Source organism: Pseudomonas orientalis (assembly GCF_002934065.1).
GTDB lineage: Bacteria > Pseudomonadota > Gammaproteobacteria > Pseudomonadales > Pseudomonadaceae > Aquipseudomonas > Aquipseudomonas orientalis_A.
Map to the genome: position 1 here is coordinate 4,022,839 of NZ_CP018049.1, position 23,304 is coordinate 4,046,142.

Annotated in this window: 21 protein-coding genes, 1 tRNA gene and 1 pseudogene; 18 read left to right on the plus strand and 5 right to left on the minus strand. The window is 51.3% G+C overall.

Translation table 11 applies throughout. The annotated features are described in order from the left end of the window. Window positions 1-329 precede the first annotated feature (329 nt). The 12 genes from BOP93_RS18035 to BOP93_RS18090 all read left to right on the plus strand — a co-directional run bounded on the left by BOP93_RS18035 (window position 330) and on the right by BOP93_RS18090 (window position 13,451). Window positions 330-1,745, plus strand: coding sequence for a coproporphyrinogen-III oxidase family protein (locus BOP93_RS18035; RefSeq protein WP_157943521.1), 1,416 nt, complete (start codon window positions 330-332; stop codon window positions 1,743-1,745). Window positions 1,746-1,769: 24 nt separating this feature from the next. Further along, on the plus strand, window positions 1,770-2,018 hold the full coding sequence (locus BOP93_RS18040) for an acyl carrier protein (protein WP_104503896.1): 249 nt from the start codon (window positions 1,770-1,772) through the stop codon (window positions 2,016-2,018). An 11-nt stretch (window positions 2,019-2,029) separates the two neighbouring features. Further along, entirely contained in the window at window positions 2,030-2,965 is a 936-nt protein-coding gene (locus BOP93_RS18045) for a chlorinating enzyme (RefSeq protein WP_104503898.1), read from the plus strand. A 58-nt stretch (window positions 2,966-3,023) separates the two neighbouring features. After that, window positions 3,024-4,190, plus strand: coding sequence for a Rid family hydrolase (locus tag BOP93_RS18050; RefSeq protein WP_104503901.1), 1,167 nt, complete (start codon window positions 3,024-3,026; stop codon window positions 4,188-4,190). Window positions 4,191-4,195: 5 nt separating this feature from the next. Beyond that, on the plus strand, window positions 4,196-5,536 hold the full coding sequence (locus BOP93_RS18055) for a hypothetical protein (protein ID WP_104503904.1): 1,341 nt from the start codon (window positions 4,196-4,198) through the stop codon (window positions 5,534-5,536). Further along, on the plus strand, window positions 5,520-6,764 hold the full coding sequence (locus tag BOP93_RS18060; protein WP_104503907.1) for an aminotransferase class I/II-fold pyridoxal phosphate-dependent enzyme: 1,245 nt from the start codon (window positions 5,520-5,522) through the stop codon (window positions 6,762-6,764). Before BOP93_RS18055 ends, BOP93_RS18060 begins: the two co-directional genes overlap by 17 nt. Then, a complete protein-coding gene (locus BOP93_RS18065; protein WP_104503909.1) occupies window positions 6,761-7,675 on the plus strand; it encodes a hypothetical protein in 915 nt (304 codons plus the stop codon). Before BOP93_RS18060 ends, BOP93_RS18065 begins: the two co-directional genes overlap by 4 nt. 4 nt (window positions 7,676-7,679) lie before the next feature. Continuing rightward, window positions 7,680-9,230, plus strand: coding sequence for an amino acid adenylation domain-containing protein (locus BOP93_RS18070; protein WP_104503911.1), 1,551 nt, complete (start codon window positions 7,680-7,682; stop codon window positions 9,228-9,230). Further along, entirely contained in the window at window positions 9,230-9,475 is a 246-nt protein-coding gene (locus BOP93_RS18075) for a phosphopantetheine-binding protein (RefSeq protein ID WP_104503914.1), read from the plus strand. Before BOP93_RS18070 ends, BOP93_RS18075 begins: the two co-directional genes overlap by 1 nt. Before the next feature lie 37 nt (window positions 9,476-9,512). Next, window positions 9,513-10,718: an MFS transporter gene (locus BOP93_RS18080; RefSeq protein WP_157943522.1), complete on the plus strand. Its 1,206-nt coding sequence runs from the start codon at window positions 9,513-9,515 to the stop codon at window positions 10,716-10,718. 56 nt (window positions 10,719-10,774) lie between these two features. Continuing rightward, window positions 10,775-11,584: a diaminopimelate epimerase gene (gene dapF / locus BOP93_RS18085; protein WP_104503920.1), complete on the plus strand. Its 810-nt coding sequence runs from the start codon at window positions 10,775-10,777 to the stop codon at window positions 11,582-11,584. A 716-nt stretch (window positions 11,585-12,300) separates the two neighbouring features. Then, window positions 12,301-13,451, plus strand: a protein-coding gene (locus tag BOP93_RS18090) for an IS3 family transposase (protein ID WP_104502081.1) whose coding sequence is annotated in 2 segments (ribosomal slippage) — window positions 12,301-12,535 and window positions 12,535-13,451 — 1,152 coding nt in all. Because the reading frame shifts where the segments join, the coding sequence is not laid out codon by codon here. Between the two features lie 15 nt (window positions 13,452-13,466). Here BOP93_RS18090 and BOP93_RS27480 read toward each other — a convergent pair. Then, window positions 13,467-13,661 carry a hypothetical protein gene (locus BOP93_RS27480; RefSeq protein ID WP_157943523.1) on the minus strand — a complete coding sequence of 65 codons (195 nt, stop codon included), beginning with the start codon at window positions 13,659-13,661 and terminating at the stop codon, window positions 13,467-13,469. A gap of 845 nt (window positions 13,662-14,506) precedes the next feature. On the opposite strand from BOP93_RS27480, the gene BOP93_RS18095 reads away from it, so the two are divergent. From BOP93_RS18095 to BOP93_RS18115, 4 genes are all read left to right on the plus strand, one after another. Beyond that, complete coding sequence (locus BOP93_RS18095) at window positions 14,507-16,468, plus strand: hypothetical protein (protein ID WP_104503923.1); 1,962 nt, start codon at window positions 14,507-14,509, stop codon at window positions 16,466-16,468. Between the two features lie 458 nt (window positions 16,469-16,926). Beyond that, the gene (locus BOP93_RS28310; protein WP_430758801.1) at window positions 16,927-17,085 is read left to right on the plus strand and encodes an RAQPRD family integrative conjugative element protein; all 159 of its coding nucleotides are present in this window, start codon (window positions 16,927-16,929) and stop codon (window positions 17,083-17,085) included. Window positions 17,086-17,087: 2 nt separating this feature from the next. Further along, window positions 17,088-17,321 (plus strand): TIGR03758 family integrating conjugative element protein, encoded by a 234-nt coding sequence (locus tag BOP93_RS18105; protein ID WP_237140370.1) that lies wholly within the window; start codon window positions 17,088-17,090, stop codon window positions 17,319-17,321. 829 nt (window positions 17,322-18,150) lie between these two features. Continuing rightward, window positions 18,151-18,534, plus strand: a complete 384-nt coding sequence (locus BOP93_RS18115) for a hypothetical protein (protein ID WP_157943524.1) — start codon at window positions 18,151-18,153, stop codon at window positions 18,532-18,534. Between the two features lie 161 nt (window positions 18,535-18,695). Here the strand turns inward: BOP93_RS18115 and BOP93_RS27485 are convergent. The 4 genes and pseudogenes from BOP93_RS27485 to BOP93_RS18130 all read right to left on the minus strand — a co-directional run. Further along, window positions 18,696-18,797 (minus strand): annotated as a pseudogene (locus BOP93_RS27485) (DnaB-like helicase N-terminal domain-containing protein); the annotation flags it as partial. Next, window positions 18,794-19,681, minus strand: coding sequence for a ParA family protein (locus BOP93_RS18120; RefSeq protein WP_104503932.1), 888 nt, complete (start codon window positions 19,679-19,681; stop codon window positions 18,794-18,796). The gene BOP93_RS18120 and the pseudogene BOP93_RS27485, both read right to left, overlap by 4 nt. A 121-nt stretch (window positions 19,682-19,802) precedes the next feature. Beyond that, window positions 19,803-19,878 (minus strand) — tRNA-Asn (locus BOP93_RS18125). 54 nt (window positions 19,879-19,932) lie between these two features. Next, a complete protein-coding gene (locus tag BOP93_RS18130) occupies window positions 19,933-20,835 on the minus strand; it encodes a LysR family transcriptional regulator (RefSeq protein ID WP_104503935.1) in 903 nt (300 codons plus the stop codon). Between the two features lie 100 nt (window positions 20,836-20,935). Here BOP93_RS18130 and lldD point away from each other — a divergent pair, with 100 nt between their 5' ends. Both lldD and BOP93_RS18140 read left to right on the plus strand, forming a co-directional pair. Further along, window positions 20,936-22,072, plus strand: coding sequence for an FMN-dependent L-lactate dehydrogenase LldD (gene lldD / locus BOP93_RS18135; RefSeq protein ID WP_104503937.1), 1,137 nt, complete (start codon window positions 20,936-20,938; stop codon window positions 22,070-22,072). A gap of 305 nt (window positions 22,073-22,377) precedes the next feature. After that, window positions 22,378-23,304, plus strand: a complete 927-nt coding sequence (locus tag BOP93_RS18140) for a GGDEF domain-containing protein (RefSeq protein ID WP_104503940.1) — start codon at window positions 22,378-22,380, stop codon at window positions 23,302-23,304.

A 23,304-nucleotide genomic window follows, 5' to 3' on the forward strand; every position in this document is an offset into this window, starting at 1 on the left:
AGTACTCCTCAGTTTTATCACGCATACAACTATTATTAGATTTACGACACTCACCCTCCCTAACGCGAGTTGTTTAACGAATAGTTAATAGATCCTTCTAAAACACGCACTCCTATTTAACACACACCTATCACTAAGCGCATTGTGTTCTGGACCTCCACGATACTTACGACCAACACATATCAAATATTTAGCGACCTATTCATTTTTGACATATATTGACAGCGGAGGATTAGGTAACAGAATATCGCCGTGCCGTAGTCGTTCTTGCATAAGAATTGCCCATGGATTTTGGGTTGAAGGAATCACGAAGGAGGTTGTGTATCGCCATGCCTGATAATAAATTATTCGACGATTTACTGACCGAAACAATGGATCGAATGGCCCATTGTTACCAGCATATTCCGATGCACTTCTGGGCAGGTCGAAACGCCTTTAGCCACCGTTTCGACAATCTTCGACAAATGGCTGATCGAAGTACGAATGCCAGACTGAAACCGAAACAAGCGGAACAAGAGATATCTAACGAGTTGATATCTACAAAACGGACAGCACTCTACTTAGGTGTGCCTTGGTGTATTCAGTCCTGTTCGTTCTGTGACTTAGCCTACTCCAGAAGCCCAAGGGCAGAAGAAAAGCGAGAATACATAGAGGTTATTCTCCGAGAACTCGATATCTATAACGAGCTAGGCCTAAATAAGGTGCCGGCCAGCAGCCTTTATTTTGGTGGAGGCACGCCGTCCATTCTTGATAACGAATTGCTGGCGTCCCTAGTCGACGGAACCTTGCAGCGTAGTAGGCTGGCCGACAATGCCGTGATTACCTTGGAAGCGAGTCCGGCCACGCTAACCGACTCAAAACTTAAGCTGCTAAGTTCAAGAGTCAACCGGATCAGCCTCGGTGTGCAATCAACGAACACCGAGTTACGACAACGCGAGGGCCGGATTTTGCCAAGGGAGAAGCTATTCGATAGAGTCGCAGCAACCCTCGACAACTTTGAGCTAGTTAATACAGATGTGTTATACGGCATGCCAGGGCAATCTCTGGAGTCGGTATTCCAGACTCTTGCAGACTTGGTCAGCCTTAACGTTCCATCCATAACCTTTTACAGAAACGAACTGTTCCCAGGCACTAAAAGTTATCGCCTCGCTCAACAGGAACCTTGGCCAACCATTGAAGAGCAAACGGCAAGGCAAATGTATTTCCTTGGCAAGACCTACCTAGAGTCATGTGGTTACAGCGAAAGTCCACTGGGGTGGTTTGTTAAGAACAAGCAGTCTAACGCCATTAGCTCTTGGGAGAATATGATTGAGAATTGGAGTACTGTCGTGCCGTACTTCGGCTTGGGTATGGGGGCGTTTTCGACGGCATCGGCTCACTGGATGCAAAATAGTGAATCACTAGACAGTTGGATGCAAAGTATACGCGGTGGACGACTCCCACTAGCTGGAGGCACGCTATTCAATGAGCAAGAGCGCTTCATGGTGAAGTTCATGCGGTATATCCGTGTATTCAGCAGGGTGAAGCGAGAGTATCTGTTAACGCAAAGCGGTTCGAATCGATTTGCAGTTGAGCTTTTGATCGAGTCATGGAAGCAAATGGGGTTGGCAGTTGACGAGGCCGAGTGGGTAGTCTTCACCCCAGCGGGAGACTCGCTAATACATTGGCTTATTGATGATTTAGCCCAAGCCTTTGTCGATGGGAAAATCAGATCGGCAAAAAACATACTTGCGGTCAATATTTAGCCAGATGAACAACGGGGCCTGCATATGCCTGATCTACTGATAACTGAGAAAATAGTTGAAATCCTTTCAAATATTTCTGAAATTAAAATCTTCGACGAGAGAACTGAATTATTTGACCAAGGCATCAACTCTTTGCAAATGGTAATACTAGTCGACGAGCTGAATAAATATTTTGATCTTGGGATTGGTTTAGAGATTCTCGCTAAAGGAGCATCAATAGAAGCCATCGCAGAAACGCTTAAGAAACAAGCTATTACTCGAATAAACTTATAAGGGAATAAACCATGACCAACGATCAGGTTTTTGAACTGAGTGAAGCGCAGGTTGAATTTTTCAAAAATGAAGGATACCTCGGACCGTTTCGAGCCTATTCCGAGGAGGAAATTGACAGCCTGTGGCGCAGCGCCAGACTTAAAACTTTTGACTATTCTATGTCCGTGTTTGGTAAGGCAGAGAACAACAAGGACCCCATCTCGAGTTACGACCGTCACTTGGATATAGAGGAACTCGCAGATCATATCTGCCATCCTGCCATTGTCAGTAAACTCCAATGCTTGTTGGGCCGCGATGTAGCGTGCTGGCGATCCGAGTTCTTCCCAAAGTATCCGGGTGATGAGGGAACCGATTGGCACCAAGGCGATACGTTTGCTGGGCTTAACGGAGGCAAAGATGCCCTTCGCTGGCCTGATGGTGCTACGGAGGGGGGGACAATCACAGTTTGGACAGCCTTATCCGATGTCACGCTGGACATGGGTCCGATGGGCATTATTCCAGGGACGCAGCACACACGATTTTACGACGAAACCAAGTCGACAACCTATGCCGAAGACAAGTTTGGAATTACGAAGAATAATGTTCGTAGAGGCTTTTATGGCTACGACTATCGGGATCTTCAAGTAGATCCAGATTGGAGTCCGGACGAGTCAAAAGCTATTTACTTCACGATGAAAAAGGGTGAATTCATAATCTTTTGGTCGACTCTCTTGCATGGTTCACTTCCACACCTAGGCGAAACCAAAACGCCTCGTTTGGGATATGCAGCTAGGTACGTCCCTACATCAGTAAAAGTTTATCCGGACGCCGACACCCTAACTGAGTTCGGCAGAACGGTGAGCCTTGAAAAATATGGAACTGTTATTGTCGGCGGGGAAGATCAATTTGGCCATAACCGTGTTCGCTCACACACCACTCGAGGTAAGCAACTCAATAGAATCCCTTGAGGTGATTCGTTCCGAATTTGGTAAACATATTTACGCGTCAGCGATATGGAGATGATCAATGGACAATCGTACTTCTTCCTGGTGTCAAACACTATCTGTAAATTTTGCCGGCTCGAATCATTTTTTTCAGGGAGCACAATGTGCAGCCGAAGATTTCAAAGTTTGTTTGTCTGAGCTCTTGGCATTGTCCACTCCCGGCGCGCCCGGTAGTGATGTGCTTCGCCTATTCGTTGCTGTGAGCGATCAATGGCAGCTCGAAAAGATTGATAATCAGTTTGGCGTTCACTTCGGCGCGCTTGTTCAGCGAACCGAAATCGTCGTCCAACCGCCGTTGCTTGGCCAGGTACAGATTAACGTGTGGATGATCAGACAAGAGGAGCGCTCAACTGGTACATCAGAAAGCGCGCTGCCCGTAAAGGCCAATAGTTTGGACTGGAGCTTTTCGGCCAAAAACTTGAATACGGTTGAGAATGCACAATTAACTTCATCATTCACTTCACAATTCTATGATTGCTTGTTTGCCAGTGAGAGACAGGGGCATTCGATAGAGGATCTTCTCAGAACGTGGATTTACATCGGCAACATAACCGAAGGACCTCACGATCACACGCGCTATCAGATTGTAAACGCCGCACGTCGGGAAGTATTTAACGAGTTGAAGCTGAGCTCCGGGGAGAAAAAAACTAAATTTCCAGCCAGTACCGGGATCGGTACTCACAGCACCTCAATTAACCTAGGTTATCTATCTTGCAAGGTAAAGACCAAGGGTAATTATCGTGTTGTCTCTTTAGAAAATAGACGTCAGGCCAGTGCGTTTGATTACCCGAAGGAGGAAAGCCTAGTTGCTCCTCTATTTTCCCGTGCCATGGCGATCCTGGGTGCGGCAGAAGCGATGATCTTCGTGTCGGGTACTGCGAGTATAATTGGCGCGAAGAGTGTTTACTTAGCCGATATTGAACGTCAAACCAGACAAACAATAGATAATATTTCCCTACTCTTATGTGCGCGCTTGCTGTCTGATTACGACTGTTATCCCACCAGAACAGGGCTTGAGTGCGTGGTTTGCTATACGGTGTATGTGAAGCACCGCGACGACTTTGCCGTTGTCCAGTCGATATGCGAGTCGCTGCTTCCTGCCCGGGCGATTGCGACATACGTCGAAGCGGACATTTGCCGGAATGAACTACTTGTCGAAATCGAAGCAACGGCCGTGATGCCAGGGTGACTAAAATGGCTATTACAGACAATGCAGAATTTTTCGAGAAAAACTTTCCAACCGACTGGACCATTCCTGCTGATCTCACAGGAAGAGTGTTCATTGCCGGGCTCAGAGAAAACAAAGAATGCTACTACCTAGTTGACTTCGCGCAGAGGACGATCAAGAGCTGCGTTGTTGGTATAGACAATTATATTGCAACCTTTTCTAAGTATATCGAACAGAATTTATCCAACAGCAATTTCCCCTATGCTTGCAAGTCCAGTACCGCTGTAGCATTTAGCTTTGTACAGCCGCATGAAGGGCTTGAGCTGGCAGACGGCAGAGTTGTGGTTGGTATGCATAACTGCAGCTATGCACGGGAAATCGATTTCTCTCAGCAGCAGGTAGGACATATGTCAGAGCAAGATGCGTTCATCCCTAGGATGATGTCTGCTCAGAACTCGCTGGATCGTGTAAATGGAGAATACCTTTATACAGTGACGGACATGCAGCAACGTCTGCGTGTATACGGAGGGGAGAAACTTGAACTTGAAACCGAATTATATTCCGTTGATACCGCTTGGAATAAACCGCGAAAACTAGCGTCATTGAAGACTTTGGAAGCCATTCATGAAGTTAAACAAACTCCTGATCCTGACTATGTGATATTGACTGAATTCTGTTTGACCGCCCAAGGATCTGCGCCTGTGCTAGAGGAGGATCCTTTTGCTACTTATAGTCTGTGGCGGGAATACGAACTAGCAGGTCTTCAAACCAATAGAATCTACCTCATTGAGAAAAATTCCGGTTCAGTCCGTGCGAATGAAGTTGATGGGAAAACGCCAGGACATATTGAATTCTCGCGAGCGGACCCTGAGCGCTTTTACCTATCATGCCACAACCTGTCTAAGGCGCATGGGAAGCTAATACTACATGGAGAAGCGAAGCTCTTGGGCGGCAGGATCCGCAAAGGAGAATTGCAGTTTTCTAAACACTACCATCCAAAAGGACTTTATCGCCTGACCAGTCATAAGCTTTTCAGTTATAAAGGCGAGAATTATATTGTACTCAGTGCGTACCCCAACCGCTTTCATATACTTTTGGAAAGCTCGTTACACCTGCACAGGGAAGAGCAGCTTTTCAATCATGAGCCTATAGAAGCAGAAGGTTTACATTTCTGCACCTTACTCGGACACATGCCAATCTGGATAGAAACATCAGATAATGGACGCTATATTCTGCTGTTTTCCAACGAGCTAATATACATTTATGACATGCTAAGTCATTCACTAAATCATGTACAGGGTTACAGCCACCACGGCTTGTTCATTGGCACAGCGCACTTGACCAACTTTAATGATTCGCACTATTAACTATTCATCGAGCAAAAATATGAACTTGGTCCGCTTCAACGATTTTTATCGTGATAAAAATCTGAGCTCTGACAGTGATGATTTCTTTAGTTGGGTCCGCGCTTTCAAGTCGTCGCTTTCAGGACCGTTACTTTTAGACTTTGGTGTAGCCGACGCATTCCTTCCTCCAGCTGAAAAACTATCGAGCGCATTGTCTGCATTGGCAGGCATAACTGGTTGTCACGGGTATGTCTATGACCATCCAGCTTATCAAACCGCTTGCTTAAAGCGCTCTACACGATTTGCAAATTCTGACCTATCTTTGCAAGTACTCCCAACAAGCGGCTCCAAGTCGGCGCTCAATCTACTTTGCCTTGCACTTATCAACCCAGGCGATGTGATCCTGGTTACGACTCCTGCGTATCCGATTTTTTCTGTCATGGCACAACGTCTTGGAGGAACGGTGGTCCACATGCCTCTCCTACCGGAAAACAACTTCGTGCCTGATCTGGAGAGCCTAGATCCCACACTACTGACCAAGGCCAAGATACTGGCGGTGAACTATCCTAACAATCCTACAGGTAAGATCGCCTCGCAAGATGAATGTGATTTGCTGCTTGAGATATGCGTGCGACACAATATCTTGCTTATTAACGATGCCGCCTACTCAGGCCTGCTGACGGCCACGCAGCCAACTGGAAATTTTTTCCGCGGTGCGGGTGCGGCAGCGCATTGTATTGAGGTGCATTCGTTATCTAAGTCTCTCCAGATCCCCGGGTGGCGCCTAGGCTTTATTCTAGCTGCGTCGGAAATCATCGAACCTTTACGCGTGCTTGGTTTACTGCAAGAGAGCGGGCAACCCAAGCTTCTATTAGATGCAGTGGCTGGCGTAATCAATGATCAGGAGATCTCTGAAGCGCTATCCGAGTGCGTCGCCGAACGCCGTCGCGCTTTAATAGATATACTCGCGGCAAGCGGCTTCAGCATCCAAAATGTGGATGGTGCTTTTTTTGTCTATGTGCAATGTCCGCTTGGAGTGGTCGATGGCGCAGAATTTGAAAATGCGGCGAAATTTTCTCATTACTTGGCAGCAGAACACGGCATTTTGACCATTCCTTATGAGGTTTCAGGACAAAGCTATGTCCGGTTTTCCGTGGCTTTCAAGGGTGAGGCAACTGTTGTGTTCGCCCAGTTGCGGCAAAAGCTCTCTGCCGTGCGCTTCTGTTTTCCGAAGAGCGTCACGCTATGACGATCTTTATCAATGATATTGACAGCACACTCGGCGAGCACCGCTTCCCATATAATAAAGTGGAGGATTTTGATCAGAAACGTCGACATTATGGGCTGCCTGATGCACCTCACTTAATGGGCTGGCACAGCCTCCACCGCACCACGGGCAATGCCCTGGACCTAGCTGAACGAGTGATCGAGAAAATTGTGGGCAGGTCTTCGGCTGCACAGAGTACGGACCATCTTGTCCTATGCTCCAGTCGTTTTTCTGGTGATTTCATGCAAGGCAACGATCGCTTGGACGAGATGATGAGCCGTTGTGCAATCAGCAACATCCCAGTTACCGGTTTGACCCTCAGCGGATGCAATAGCCTGTTCAATGGTTTGCACCTAGCCAGCGCCATGATCGAGTCGTCTAGGGCTGACAGGGTACTACTGGTTACGGCGGATACTTCGGCTGGTGAATCGAAACGCTTCGACAGTAATTGCATGTTCAGCGATGCAGCCAGTGCAGCAATCCTGTCGAACAAAGGGCCGTCGTCATTGACTCTGCTGGACGTTGTTTGCGGATTTGGTCGCTCGACAAATGACAGTTCGTTTTTCCGGGGTAATCTGCCAGAGATCGGCAAAAAGCTGAAGGACATACTAGCCAAACACGGCTTGCAAGTCTCAGACCTCACTAAGGTGGTCACCCCCAATTTTTACCTGCCCGTCGTCAATATGCTGATGAACAGCTTGGCGTTGCCGGCGCACTTACATTTTTCGGGTCAGGCTACTCTCTCTGCGCATTGCTTTTCCAGCGACTACCTGATGGCGCTGGCAGAGATTGCGCAGACGGAAACACACCTTGATGAATATTACTTGTTACTAGGATACGCCGACCTTCATCAGGGCATAGGACTGGTCCGCAAGCCGGCCAAAAGGAAGTGACAAGATGAACAAGGCGGTTTCGACGGTAATGAGTGGAGTAGCCTATCCCGTAGATTTTTCTCTAATTCAACACATGGAAAAAATCATCGAAGAACGGGCCACGAATACGGCCGTATTCGATGCGCAAACGCGTTTGTCCTATCAGGAGACTAGGACAGAGCTGCTCAAGCTTCATGCATACTTCTTTGAAGCAGGATTAAGTCCCGGGGACGTAATCGGCGTGCATCTAGACCTGCAATTGCGTTACCCGATCATTGTTTTGGGTATCCTGCTGGCGGGTCTCATTTATCTGCCGGTGGCAACGAGTCTACCTGATGAAAGAAAGCGAATAATTTGTGACATTGCGCAGCCGGCGCTCCTGATAACCGATACACCAATGCCTGGCGCTACGGAGCGATGCTGTAATCTCGCCACGCTGTTTGCGTGCGAAGTGCAGCATGATAGGTTTGATTTTTTTCCAGAGCAATTGTCCGACGCCACAGCCTATTTGATATTCACCTCCGGCACGACTGGGGTGCCGAAGGGTGTAAGTTTAACGAGAAAGGGGTTCTTTAATAGGCTGCAATGGGCGCGTGACTATTACTCACTCGATCACACCGATGTCACGGCACTGAAAACTCCCTTTTCGTTTGATCCGTCCATACAAGAATCGATTCTTCCATTCTTCTCTGGTGGAGCCGTGTTCATTCCAGATCACAGACTGGTCAATTTTCCCAACTATTTGACAGAGTGCATCGGCCGTTTCGCTGTCACGATGCTCATAATGGTGCCGAGTCAGCTCAGGCACCTTCTGTCGAGCCCAGCGATTCAAAACTGCCATCAGCTGCGACATATCGTCTGCTGTGGCGAACCGTGGGGGGTTGATTTGATCTCTGCCTTGCATGGGAGACTACCTGAGTGTCACATCTATAACGGATACGGCCCTACAGAAGCAACCATCGGAACATTAGTGTTCAATCCTCAGAGAGGCTACGACCAAGCAGTTATCCCGATCGGTAGGCCTATAGCAGGGACACATATTGCGATTGTCGACGATGATCTGCAGTCGGTCGCGCAGGGAGAGACCGGTGAGTTGATCATTGGCGGCATTTGTGTGGGCAATGGCTATTTGAACAATGAGTCGTTGACAGCAAAAATGTTTAGAACGCTGGAAGTGGAGGACGTCGGTCCTATTCGCTTTTACCTGACCGGCGACCTAGCCCGGTTTCTGCCTTCAGGGGATGTCGTATTCCTGGGACGCAAAGACAATCAGGTAAAAATCAACGGCGTACGTGTCGAACTCGAAGAAGTCGAGCTGGCTCTACGCAATTGTCCTGGTGTCAAAGACGCCGTGGTCATGAAGGTGCCAGGTAAGGTTAGCGATGAATTGCATGCCTTCTTGATCTCTGACGGTCCGCTGAATGTGGGGGTAATCACAATGACGTGTGCACAGCAAATCGGCCGCGCGACAATTCCTTCGCGCTTTACCCTAACCGACAACTTCCCTCTTACCCAGAATGGAAAGGTGGATCGAAAAGCGCTGGCTGCACGAATAAATTCAGAGGTTGATCTGTGATGAGTGATGAAAATATAGCCGCTCTCGGTCTCGAAGCCTTGTTGTTTCATTTGTTTCCTAATCTGGCTCAGCAAATCGACGCGCATTTGCCCTTGCATGATCAAGGAATAAGCTCGATGGGCATGATCTTATTAATCACTCATCTTCAGGACGAATTCCACATTGTCTTCGACTACGATATGTTGGCGGACCTGCATAAGCTGACGTTTGCCGCACTCCATGACCTGTGTGCTGGTCAACGGTAGCCCAGTAAAATACGTTCCACGGATCTGGATGTCGCGCATGCCCACCCTTTCACTGAAATATCTTTCCTCACCTCTTCAGAGGTTGTTGCTCAGCTCGTTGCTTTACGACCTATGCAAAGGTATTGCAAGCCCTTTGATCGTGCTCCTACTCACCACGCAGTTCGGTATGAGCAGCTGGCAATCAGGCGTCCTATTGAGCTTGACAATGCTAGTTGCCACAGTGCTCTCACTGCCGGTAGGTTTGGCCTTCGACAACTACAACCGATTGTACCTTTCAATCGGAACCTTAATGATTCTGGCAGTAGCGGTTGGCGTTCTGCCTTTCGCTCAAATGGTGCTCTTGGTCGGGATACTGCTTATTTTCATGGAGTTCGCAGCCGCGCTTTTCAGCATTGGGCTAAAGGCAATGCTGGCTGATTACCTTGATACAGAAAAGCGAGTAGCTGCGTTTTCTTATCGCTATATCCTAACGAACGTAGCTTTTGCCATAGGTCCTGTCTTGGGCGTATATCTGGTCGCACAGTCGATTGCGTTAGCAATGCTGGTGGCGGCTTCTGCAAGTCTAGCCGCAGTTTTCGTTCTCAGTTTTTTGGCCAAGCAGCAACCAGCCCAATCGCAGCCAGTCAATCGACCATCGTTCTCACAGGTCCTGAAGGTACTTGGAAGAGATAAAAATCTAGTTTTGTACACTGTAGGTTCATTTTTCAACACTATTGTCCATGGTCGTTTTACCTTTTTTCTATCCTTGTTATTGCTGTACAAATACCCAGCCGCGAAAGGCATGGAAATACTGTCTTATCTACTATTAACAAATGCACTTGTCGTTATATTCCTGCAACACTTCGCCAGCCGTTACATAACTCTCACATCATTGAACAGAATTGTGCTAATCGGTGCTTTTTTCTTCTCCATCGGACTGCTTGGATTTTCAATGGCCGAAAATTTGGTTTTCTGGTGCCTATCGATGTTTATATTCACGATTGGAGAGATTCTCATACAACCAGCTGAATATTTATATATTGACTCAATCAGTCCTCCAGAGTTAAAGGGTAGTTACTTCGCGGCTCACAATCTGGCCAGTCTTGGTGCGGCAATCAGTCCGGCGTGGTGTGGTCTGATGATTTCTGCCTTTGGCGTGAGCGGCCTGTGCTATTCGCTGGCCTTCTGCATACTGCTTGGTGGTTCCTTGTGCGCTATGCGACCAAGCCTGCGGGTGTGTCTCCCTACACCCAGTGGCCCCTAGCCGCGCCTATGCTATAGTCAAACACTATTCTACTTTGACTAGTTCGGTGTCTGATTATGCAGTTTTCCAAATATCACGCTGCGGGTAATGATTACTTAGTTTATACAGCATCAACCCCTTTCTGCTTTACCGAGCAGGAAATATCTAGAATTTGTGACCGCCACCATGGTTTGGGCAGTGATGGGATATTGGTTCCGTTGATCAATGCCGATGAGATGCTATCGGTAGGTATCTACAACACTGATGGTTCGCAGGCAGAAAAAAGTGGAAATGGCTTGCGAATATTTTGTCGCTATTTGTGGGATCAGGGCATTGTTGCGAGCTCACACTTTAAGGTTTCCACAAAGGGAGGCGTGGTTGGATGTCAGGTACTGGATGAAGGCAAGCGTATATCGATTGCCATGGGTACGGCCCGCTTTATAGAAACTACCGAGTCAACCTTTCTCATCGATGGAACAGAGCTTCTATTAAGTCCCGTGTCCATGGGTAATCCTCATTGCGTCATATTTGTTGCGCAACCGACGGAGATATTAGCTAGAAATCTGGGGCCAATCATTGAGAATCTCTCTATTTTCCCCGATCGTACCAATGTCCAGTTTGTAAAAGTTATCGACAGGAAAAATCTCGAGGTGCAGATCTGGGAACGAGGCGTAGGCTATACACTGTCTTCAGGCACCAGCAGTTGTGCGGCAGCGGCTGTTTCTCGAAAACTTGGTTTGGTCGATGCTGAGGTCGCCGTGCGAATGCCCGGAGGTGTAATTAATATCGAACTTGACAATGACTACCACGTTCTGATGCAAGGTCCAGTGTGCAAAGTCGGAGACTACTCACTGGATACTGAATGCCTTGTCCAAGAGGATTTTTAGGGCCATTAGTGATACCGAACGCACGAAAATACAGAGTGCAAACTCAAACCATTATGCAATGTAACGTTAAACCTTCCATTCACCCCATGGCCGCCACTATAGCGGCCCTAATATCGAACTTAGTATTCAGGCTCTATATTTTTAAGGGATAAAGTTCTTTACTATTTCGTCGCATGCCCAGCCTATCATATTAGTGACTAGTGCAAATTACAGCGATAGACTTACAGAACACCAGTCATAAATCTAAGACGGAGCCACAGGCAAACCGGATCAATTTGGCTATCATTAGCTCCCCCCAACGGATCCAGAACGCGCAGCTCACTATATGCCGCATGCTTCCTACAAGATTTCAAGAAACGTCTGGCTGGATCGCCATAACGTTTAAGTCGATTATCTGGACTGGTTCGCTTTCGTAGACAGCACCTGCCTAGGTGACATGGATCCTGAAAGTCACCACGCTACCCGCGTTGATCAGCTGCAGTTCGCAAAGCATTCGGTAACGCGAACAGTCGTCGACATTCTCGCCGGCCGAATGCACCAACCCTCACTATGACGGGACCTGCCGTCAGGTGGGGTCTATACGTCACTTGCCAATCGCAGGAGACATAATGAACCTATCGCTTGCCTTATATGACGCGCTGACATCCATCAGTGTGAATCGCCCCTAGTTTCGTAGACACCTCCAAGCCTTAAAATGAGGCCCATTAGGAGGTGCCATGAGCAACCAGCGTTATCCCGAAGAATTCAAAATCCAGGCGGTCAAGCAAGTGACCGAAAAGCAGCTTCCTGTCTCGGAGGTGGCTGCACGATTGGGTGTGTCTGTGCACAGCCTCTATGCCTGGGTTAAGCGCTACACCAAGCCTCAGGAACAGCGCGTTGAGGAGGATGATCAGAGCGCTGAGGTTCGTCGTCTACGTGCCGAGCTGAAACGGGTGACGGAGGAGCGAGACATCTTAAAAAAGGCCGCCGCGTACTTTGCCAAGGAGTGCGGCTGAAGTACGCCTTTATTAAGCAGCAAGCGGGTCATTACGCGATTCGACGGCTTTGCCTGACGCTCAAGGTTCATCCCAGCGGCTACTACGCGTGGCTATCAGAACCAAAATCTGCGCGAGCCAAGGACGATCAGCGACTGCTTGGATTGATCAAACACTCCTGGCTGGAAAGCGGTGGCGTTTATGGCTATCGAAAGATCCATGATGACCTGCGAGAGGTTGGTGAGAGCTGTGGCCGTCACCGGGTGGCTAGGTTGATGCGCCTTGAAGGTTTACGTTCTCAGACTGGGTATCGACGGAGGCCTGGAAAATACGGCGGTAAGCCAGCCGTTGCCTCACCGAACTTACTGAAGCGCCAATTCGATGTCAGAGAACCCAACAAAGTTTGGGTCACAGACATTACCTACATCCGAACATATGAAGGCTGGCTGTATTTGGCCGTGGTGCTCGATCTGTTTTCACGCCAGATCATTGGTTGGTCAATGAAGTCGCAGATGACCAGCGACGTAGCCATTGATGCACTGCTGATGGCGGTTTGGAGACGTAAGCCGAAGCAAGAGGTGATGATCCACTCGGATCAAGGCAGTCAGTACAGCAGCTCAGACTGGCGAAGCTTCTTGAAAGCTAACAACCTGGTAGCCAGCATGAGTCGTCGAGGTAATTGCCACGACAACGCTGTGGCGGAGAGCTTTTTCCAGTTGCTGAAGCGGGAACGGATCAAGCGTAAAATCTACACTACACGCCAGGATGCTCGAGATGATGTGTTCGATTACATCGAGATGTTTTACAACCCAAAACGACGCCACAGTTTCAACAATCAGCTGTCACCGGTAGAGTTTGAAAAGCGTTACGCAGCGAGCCTTGAGAGTGTCTAGAAAACCCGGGGCGATTCACTCAACACTTGCTCCCGGTGCGGTAACGATGGGAGAACCGTCGTTGTGGGTGACATTAGGAGCTGCCGAATGCTTAGCCCGCTCGAGTTTTAAGCCGACTCCATTAGGCTTAACATCAATCTGCAGCCCGCGATTTTGCACCAGTGCTGCTGTGACCGATAATGCGACCACAACGACCAGCGTGATAATCAAAAAATTCTCATACGGCGGCTTCTCACGCTGCCACACGCTCTCTGCGAAAAATCATCCAACTTTAACCTCCTGTTAATTGATGAGCTCCGCATCCGTAATGCAACTGCACACAACCGGCATTATCAAATTGCTTAAGAAGCTTATGAGAGTACCTGAGCTCACTCTCTTTTGTTGTTGAATCTTTATCTTTGAGCTAGCAAGCCTACGGCCAAAACTGCGAGGTGCCTGCGCTAAAAGTTAATGAATTGCCATTGGTAGGTATAAAACTATCGAATTCATGCTCGCTAGCGGGCTAGAAGCGAGAGCGTCAGCGCTCCGTCAAATGAACCCAAGCATTTGTCATATCAGCGACTCGCTAGTCTCGAGTATGCGTCGAAGGAACGCCTCACCACGACAATGGGGCAATACCCTGCAAGGACAAAAACATCCGCAGCCAGGAAGTAGCAACGGCTTCTATTGGCTGATTGCTGCTCTCGCAGGACGTGTATCACCACATAACCAATGTCGGACCGTCTGGTGTAACGCTATCTCCGCTCAATATGTTCAGCCCATCCGCTCGTCATGATTCGGGATCAAGACTTTGCGAATTCCACTTGCCATCACGTTTCTGATTCACCTATGCTGATGGGGTCTCGAAAAGGGCCGCTGGCATGGCTTGATACGTGTGATCTCGAGACAGGAACCCAGGAACATCAGCAGTAAAGCTCTACCCCCAGTACCAGTAGGTAATGTCACACCGAGAAGTTTCGGTTTTGCGCACCGACCGGGTCAGCCAGCAACCACAGAGTCATCGCGCTACCGTATGCATGGACATTTCGTCTGTGCAACCTTCAAAGGCACATGTGATGAACCGAATTCCTTTTCAGAAACACGACCGTTCGAAATTCAAAGATATCGCTAAGAGCCTATTTCGTGGGCTAGGCAGCATCGACCCAAAAAAACCTTTCCGCGATCGTGATTTGGAAGCCAAAACACAAAATCCTGATAGCTTACGCGAGCTGTTCGCCAAGTGTCTTGACTACGATGATACGCATGATTTAACGACCTGCGCCGGGAAATATCCTTTCCCTCCCCCGGGCACAATCACCCGCGCGGACATTCAACTTTCTGTTGCTCTTGGCTTCAGTAAACTGACCAAAGTCTCTCTTCTTGAAGCGTGGGAACGAGCAGGCAGAGCGGGCCTGCATAGGTTGTCCATTGATGAGTCAAGCGTTGAGCATCAGCGGGGAAAGCAGCTCGAAGCTCGTCTTGGTCAAGTAACTGACGCTCCTGAGCCGCCAGCAAGTACCAATGTCCGTTGGCATACCGAACAACAGCGGTTCTTCAACAACGGGGCGCCTAGCTTCGAGCTGGCTGTTCAACCTAGCGGCCATGCGTTCCATTGGCCCAGTTTCATTAACCTGTACAACGCCATTCGCGATTCGAAGCTTCATCGGTCCATTGTCGATCCGAACGAACAGTTTCCTGTAGGTAGCGACGAAGCCCTGGATAGCTTCTTGTCCAAGCAACTCATTCCCCAATCGTGGATACCGTTAGAGGTATACGTCAAAAGCGGCCTCGAGATTCTCGATCACGAGGTAATCTGGATCTTTGTGGAGTCAGGCGAATGCATAGGTCGTGCTATTCGGCACAAAACACATGGGGGCGTCCTTCCTCGCCTGTACCTGACTGATGCTGAAGTGGCAGAAGGCATTTCCGATGTCATAACGGGACGCTACATTCAGCGGGGTTCATCAAGGGATATTCCATACATTGCGAATCCCAAGGGGAATACACCAGTGTTCACGCTGAAACCTGGAGCAAGCCAGCCAGTAGGCGCTATCAATGATCCTCTTAAACAGCCCCAGGTACAGACGTCCGACTTGATGTTGATCCCAAGGTTGCTTGCTTCAGGGCTCGGCTACCAAAAAGTGGTAGGAGCACCTTCGGTGCAATGGGCTTTGGATGGTGAGCCCGTGCGCAAAAACGCCGACAACCCGAGCAGTCTTGAAACTACGTATTACGACACCACTCGCTGGCTGTCCGAAAACGATATGCCCGAGTTGTTCCCAGACTATCGCGCGGATCCTAATGCAGGCCGCAAGGATTTTTTCGCCGATTTTCGGGAAGCGCCAAATCGGGTTTTCCTCCCGCCTAAGTCAATCGACTTTCAAAAACGGGCATTCAGCATACTGGACCGTAAAAAAAAGGCTGCCGAATCGCTGCTGCAGAATGCAGGGAAATCGGGTGAGTTCTTAGCTGCGTGCAAGGCTGAATTGTCTTCGGTCGAAATGGAGAAGCTTGGCGGAGTTTTATTAGAGGCCTCTGGCAACTCCGCGCTAATCCAGAATGCGGATAATGTGGCAGCTCTTATAGCTCAACGCTTTCCAGAGCTGTCGTACTACGGTCCGCTCGCCATTTCTGGTGCGATTTTTACTCACAGCCTTGGTGAGGCATTTGATGACATCTACCTGGACACACTTCAGCTTTCCGACATTCTGGCAGGTTTGGTCATGCTGCACGCTGGCTACCAGACCCCAGCGCCCTTCCCATTCTTCCCCCGCCTCCCTTTTACGGTGGCTGTTTCGGAATGGCTTTCAGGCGTCACGGACCTTAATGACATCCACCAGGTAGCGACACGGTTGAAGGGGTTCGTTGAAGCGCTGCAAACCCAAAAAGAACGGATCAACAATATCCAGGCTGCGTTGGAACGCGACAAGAGTCTCCGTCGCAAAGCCCTTGATCATGGTTACGCATATGTAGGGCAAGTCATGCCAAGAGCAAAACCTCGGAGCGTTACGCAAATGCTCGGGGCCCTTGATCACTGATAGATAAAGCCAGAGAAGCTCGATTAGTGGCCATAGTCGGGCTTCTCCGGTTTTTCAGAAGGAAACGAAAACGGTCTTTTGACCATCCTCATCAGTGCGCCCTGTACTGATTACCTGCTTTCCTCCAATTGCCGCACCACAAACGACCAGCAAACAAGACGCTCCGGCTTGTTCCAGCCATACGCCAACCGCTTCACGAAAGACTCCCAGACCAAACCAGTTTCCGTACTGGCAAGGGAAACCCCATGCGAGACACTCAGAAAAATCTTCTGCGCCTGGATAGCCTCAATGCCCTCATCCTACCCATCTCTCGGTACGGTTGTGCTTCTAGCGTGCTTTTCGGCGCCTATAGCGCTGGCAGCGCCGGCGAGCGAAGAACATCAACTGCTCACCCTCATCCTTCGTCAGCTTGATGCAGTAGATCGTCTATCGTCGCCAGCACGAATACGGTCATCGATATCCAAGCCCGATACACCTTTGACTACGCTCGCCTATCAGCAGACCTCGATCTGATCCGGCAGGGCATCAGCGGCTACCTCACGCCTTCACGCGCTCAACCTCGACATCCACCCGAATTAACTGGGCATTACACGCGGTCGGGCCAACGTCAGCCATGAGCATGAGCCCACAACAGCTCACAGCGTTCCAGGCCATGGGCGGCTTCACGCCGCAGCAGAGCACAACCTTCTTCATCGGCTTGGTACTCGCCAGTGCGTTGGTGTTTGCCGCCTGGGCGCTCGGCAGCGGCTACAGAGGCTGGGCCAGCGGCCAGATCTCACAGGCCAAGTTCGTCGGCATAACCATGAAAGTAACCCTCATCTACATCCTACTCACGTTCCTGTTGCTGCACTGACGCAGCCTCAATATTCAACCATCGCCATTGGAGGCAACCATGCATGCTCGCTCACTGTTCAAAAACCTCACTCACCGCCTTTCGCTCTATGCCCTCAAGGGAGGTTGCTGGTAAGCAGGTACACCAGCCAGATTTGGTGGTGCAAGTTGAGCAACCCCGACTTCGTTTGTCCGAGGCCGAGCACCAGCAGCGAATCGCTTCTAATACGCTCTCACCGATCTCAGGTGCTACTGCCCGCCCACAAGCGATCAAAGCACAGTTGGCTCAAGCCACAGGCGAAACGGTCCCAACCTTCCAAGAGTCTTGCCTTCGGTCTATACCCATTCAGGCTGGCGGTGTGCATCCGGTCGCTGACCTCTGGTACATCGAACGGGCTGCTGAATCACCAGAGGGGTTGCGTCAGGCCGTCTACGAGCTAGTGCAGGACATTGCTCGCGAGGTGGCGTTACCGCTGGAACATATTGTTGAAAGCGATTGGGGTACCTGGAATTGGTGAACGAAGGGCTTGGGCATGCCAACAAATGCATTCGCGATGTTGCCGCTCATGTCATTCAAGAACTTTCCGCCGATCCATACCTGCGTGAAAACGCTTTGCCCTCACACTTGGAGCGGTTGCAGCAGCGTATAGAGCAACAGAGCTGGGCCAAGTCTTCGACGGTTGTGCGGGGCTCAAGTGAATCCGAACTCAGTAAAAACGATTCCGAACTCAGTCAAACTGACTCAGTTCGGAATCACGTTCACCTGCGTTCGGATTCCGAACTCATCCAGAACTAGTACGAATACAAAGGTTTGTAAAAACACAGTACCGCGGGCACGCGAGGGAATCCGCTTGCCAGAGCCATTCCTCCAGCTTGCAGCTGAACAACGGCGAAACGCGATGGTAGCGCTTAGCACAATGGATTTTGAGTTGCAGCAGCAGGTGTTGGATCAGTGGTCGGCGCGTTGTGCCAACACAGAGATTCGAAATCCGGGAGGCTATCTGTTCGGCATGATTCAAAAAGCGCAGCGTGGGGAATTCAATCAGCCCGTTGAGCGTGGTAGCGGTATGCCTTCGGGCGATTCATGTGGTCGGCCCAGAACCTCAAAACAAGGGACTATCCAGTCCCTTGAGCTCACCGCTAGATGTGAAAAACCGAGTGCTGAAAGCCTTATGACGGGCCGTGAAGGCGTCAAAGCAATCTTGGATTTGCTGAAGCCAGGCGTGAACCCTTAGCCCGTAGAAAGTGATTCCAGTGGAATCAGGTCTCATGAATTTGGTGTGTAAGCGGTTCTTAAGGGGCAAAACACCGGCTCTGTAATTCTGTTTCCTGGCTGACGGGCTTGATGCTCCTCTTAACATTGCTCGCGTGACATCTACATGCAGGAGCAATCCATGTCCGCGATGAGATCCCAAGCAGAATTATCGAGCATAAGCCCACCGATAACGCCTTGTTCGGCCTCTATCGAGTGAGGTGGAACCAAATCAAGCAGACTCATACTGCCTCTCTCCCCGAGACAACCCTTTTCGAGAGCAACGACAAGATCTGACTAAGGCGCTCCTCGTTCAGCGCATCAAACTTCGCCCGCCACTCGGGAAACAGCTCTATTGAAAGGTCTTTAATGACCTTGAACGCCGTTGGAGAGCGGCGGTGAGTCGGAAGCCGATACTCCAGACGATGTGCTGGAATTCCTTCAGTCGCAGCACGGCGAAAGCTCACCGCTGCAGGGATTGTGGTATGAAGCATTCGCACTTTGGGGTGATCAGAAAAGGTCTCGGCTAGCGTGTGGTAAATCAGATTTGCGTCATTAGTAGCATCAAGCTTATTGATCACGATATTGAGCAAGGGTGTCGTAGCGCCCAGCGCTGCCAGAGGCTCCACATCTCTATAAAGCTGGAGCATTCCGCGCTGAAACTCCCTCGCAGTCAGCATATCGGGAGTGATAGGAGAAATAGCCATCTGAGCGCCTAGCAACGCCATTTCAAGGACAATGGAGCGTGCACCCTGGGTGTCTACAAGGATCAAATCGAAATCTTGAGCGAACGCCGGTATTAGATTCTTGAGGCGAAAGCGCCCATCAGCAGCATGAAGCAACAAACTTCCAAGCTGATTTAACGGATCATTCGAATGGATCAATGAGAGATTAGGGATGCAGGTCTTGGAAATGACCTGATCGGCACGCGTCTCGTTATTGGCGATCAGTTGGTAGGTCCCGCCCGGCGCCTCATGGGTTAGCGTATAGAACGAGGACAGTGACGGTTGGGTATCGAGATCGATGAGTAAGGTCCGAAGACCCGCGTCGGCGCAGAACGCGCCTAGATTGGCGCCAACCGTGGTTTTCCCCGGCCCGCCTTTGGTTGAAACGACTGCAGCGACTTTCATTAGCCTTACCTCTGAATCGAAGGATTAGAGATGGCGTCATGGGAAGCGCGCTAAGCGTTTGGTTTGCTGGGTCAAATCCCACGCAAAAAAAAGCCTGTATTTCTACAGGCTTTTCTCTATCTGGCTCCACGACCTGGACTCGAACCAGGGACCCAATGATTAACAGTCATTTGCTCTACCAACTGAGCTATCGCGGAATGCGCCGTATGTTACTGATTAAAAAGAAGAAGTCAAGCCTCCTCTAACATTTTTCACGACTGCAAAGGCTGACCGGTCGAAGCCGCCTGCTCCCTGGCCAGTTCCAGCCACGCCCTGGCTGCCGGTGGCAAGTGGGCGCTGGAGCGCCAGGCCAGGGCGATGTGCCAGTCGGTGTGGGGTTCGTCCAGGGGGATCAGGGCAATGCCGGCGTGCTGGTGTTTGTGCGCCAGCATCCGCGGCAGGAACGCCACGCCCAGACCGGCGGCGACCAGGTCGACGATAAAGTCGATCTGCCCACTGCGGGCCGTCACCTTTGGCACGACGCCCTTGCGTTCGCAGGCGGCGAGGATTTTCGCGTTGAGGGCGAAACCGGCTTCGAACAGGATGAACGCAGAGTCCGCCAGGTCAGTGAAGTCGATGCGTTCGCGGCGTGCCAATGGATGGTTGACGGGCAGCACGGCGATCAGCGGTTCGTTGCGCACCGGCTGGTAGTCGAAACACTCATCCACCGGTAGCAGCAATGCCGCCAGGTCGACCTCCCCCGCCTCCAGGCATTCGCGCAGTTTTTTGCTGCCGTACTCGGTGAGTTCGATGTCGATGTCGGGGTAACGCGTGCGGTAGGTGGCAAACATTGCGGCAAACAGTACGCCGCAACCCACCGGCGGCAGGCCGATGCGCAGCACGCCGCGCTTGAGGCCGCGCAGGTCGTTGATCTCGGCAATCAGGTCGGTGCGTTCAGCCAGCATCACCAAGGCGCGACGGTAGGCAATTTCGCCAGCGGCGGTGAGTTCGTTCCGGTGGCCGAGACGATTAAGCAACGGGGTGCCCAGTTCCTCCTCCAGCGTCTTGACCGCTTTGCTGACCGTGGACTGGGTCAGGGACACCACGTCAGCCGCCTGGGAAAACCCGCCCTGGCGCACCACTTCAACAAACGCCCGCAGGGTTCGCAGATTCATCAGTATTCCCTTTGCGACTCGATTGCAGCGATAAAAGTTGTTTTTATCATGCCAGAATTTTGCTTATCGTTGAGCGCTTCGCCGAGTGGAGCCCCTGTACATGATCATTTCGTCCGCATCCGATTACCGCGCTGCCGCCAAGCGCAAGTTGCCGCGCTTTCTGTTCGACTATATCGATGGCGGCGCCTACGCCGAGCACACGCTGCGGGCCAACAGTTCGGACCTGGCCGAGATAAGCCTGCGCCAGCGCATCTTGCGCAATGTCGACACCCTGAGTCTGAAAACCTCGTTGTTCGGCCAGGAGCAGGCCATGCCGGTCATCCTCAGCCCGGTCGGCCTGACGGGCATGTATGCACGGCGCGGTGAAGTGCAAGCGGCCAAGGCGGCAGCGAACAAAGGCGTACCCTTCTGCCTGTCGACGGTGTCGGTGTGTTCGATTGAGGAAGTCGCATCGCAAAGCCCGCAGTCGATATGGTTCCAGCTGTATGTGCTCAAGGACCGCGGCTTCATGCGCAATGCCCTGGAACGCGCACAGGCGGCGGGGGTGACGACACTGGTGTTTACCGTCGATATGCCTACCCCGGGCGCGCGTTATCGTGATGCCCACTCCGGCATGTCCGGCCCCTATGCGGCGCAGCGGCGAATGCTGCAAGCCATGACCAAGCCGCAATGGGCCTTCGATGTAGGGTTGATGGGCCGTCCCCATGACCTGGGCAATATTTCCCGGTACCTGGGCAAACCCACGCACCTGGAGGACTACATAGGCTGGCTGGCCAACAACTTCGATCCCTCGATCGGTTGGAAAGATTTGGAGTGGATTCGCGACTTCTGGAAGGGGCCGATGATCATCAAGGGCATCCTCGACCCACAGGATGCCAAGGATGCCGTGAGCTTCGGAGCCGACGGCATCGTGGTCTCCAACCATGGCGGCCGCCAGCTGGATGGCGTGTTGTCTACCGCCAAGGCGTTGCCACCGATTGCCGAGGCCGTCGGCGATGACCTCACCGTGCTGGTGGATTCCGGCATTCGTTCCGGGCTCGACGTGGTGCGCATGCTTGCCCTGGGGGCCAAGGCCTGCCTGCTCGGGCGCGCCAGCGTGTACGCGTTGGCCGCCGATGGGCAGAACGGGGTGGAAAACCTGCTGGATATCTTCGCCAGGGAAATACGCGTGGCGATGACGCTGACCGGTGTCACGTCGATCGAACAAATCGACAGTTCCACGCTGGTAGCCCCGTAATCCATTGACTGCCCAGCCAGATAAATGACGCCACGCGCTGCCGACTGTTTTTCGAGCCAGGGCAGTCAATTGATTCATATAGCTATTTATTAAATAAAACGATTTGGCACGAATCTGGCTCTAACACCCTTCAAGCAGGTCAAGCGATGACAAGACGTGTGGCAGTGCCCCGGGCTTATAACCCGGCGTAAAGCGATTTAAACTGATCCTTACTGTTTTACGGAACTGAAGGACCAGTAAGACGCCTGGCACTTGCCACTCTCATCCGCCTGTAAGACAGTCATGTGCTTAGAGGCCGCTCACCTATGAAAACACCCACCCAGACCAACGCAATTGACTTTGACAGTGCCAAATTGCAACGCCTGGGATTTGGTCAGCCATCCCTGCGCTCACCTCGCCCCGCCACGCTTGGCCAGCTCCGCCAGCAACTTAACCAGCACTTGCAAACCAGCCTCGAGCCGGAACGCATCCTTGGCCTGTTCTTTCGCGAAATCCAGCGCCTGGTGCCGCTGGATGCCTTGCAGTACCGTCACGTCACCACTGACCTGCGCCTGGAGTTCGGCCATCGCGGCCATCATTCGGTGAGCTACACCTTGAGCCATGACGGCGAGCACTTGGGCGAGTTGGTCTTCCGCCGCAACCAGCGCTTTCTGGAAGAGGAACTGGGCCAGCTGGAATCCCTGCTGGCCGCCTTGCTTTACCCGATGCGCAATGCCCTGCTCTACCGCGCCGCCACCCGCAGCGCCTTGCGCGATCCGTTGACCGAAACCGGCAACCGCATTGCCATGGACCAGACGCTGCAACGGGAAATCGACATGGCGCGGCGGCACATGCACCCGCTGTCTCTGTTGATGCTGGACATCGACCACTTCAAGCGCATCAATGACACCCATGGCCATACCGCCGGCGACAGCGTATTGCGCGGCGTGGCTGCGGCGATCAAGGGCCAGCTGCGCAACGTGGACATGGTGTTTCGGTTTGGCGGGGAAGAATTTCTGATCCTGCTGTCCAACACCGGCCGTGATGCGGCGCGGATGGTCGGCGAACGCCTGCGCCAGGCGGCGCAGGCCCAGGACTACTGGGTAGAAGGGACGCGAATCGAATTGACGGTAAGCCTCGGCTGCTCGACGTTACTGGCGGCTGAGTCGGCTGAAAGCCTGCTGCGCCGAGCCGACAATGCCTTGTACGTGGCCAAGCGCGCAGGCCGCAATCGTCTGGCAATGGCGGGGTAA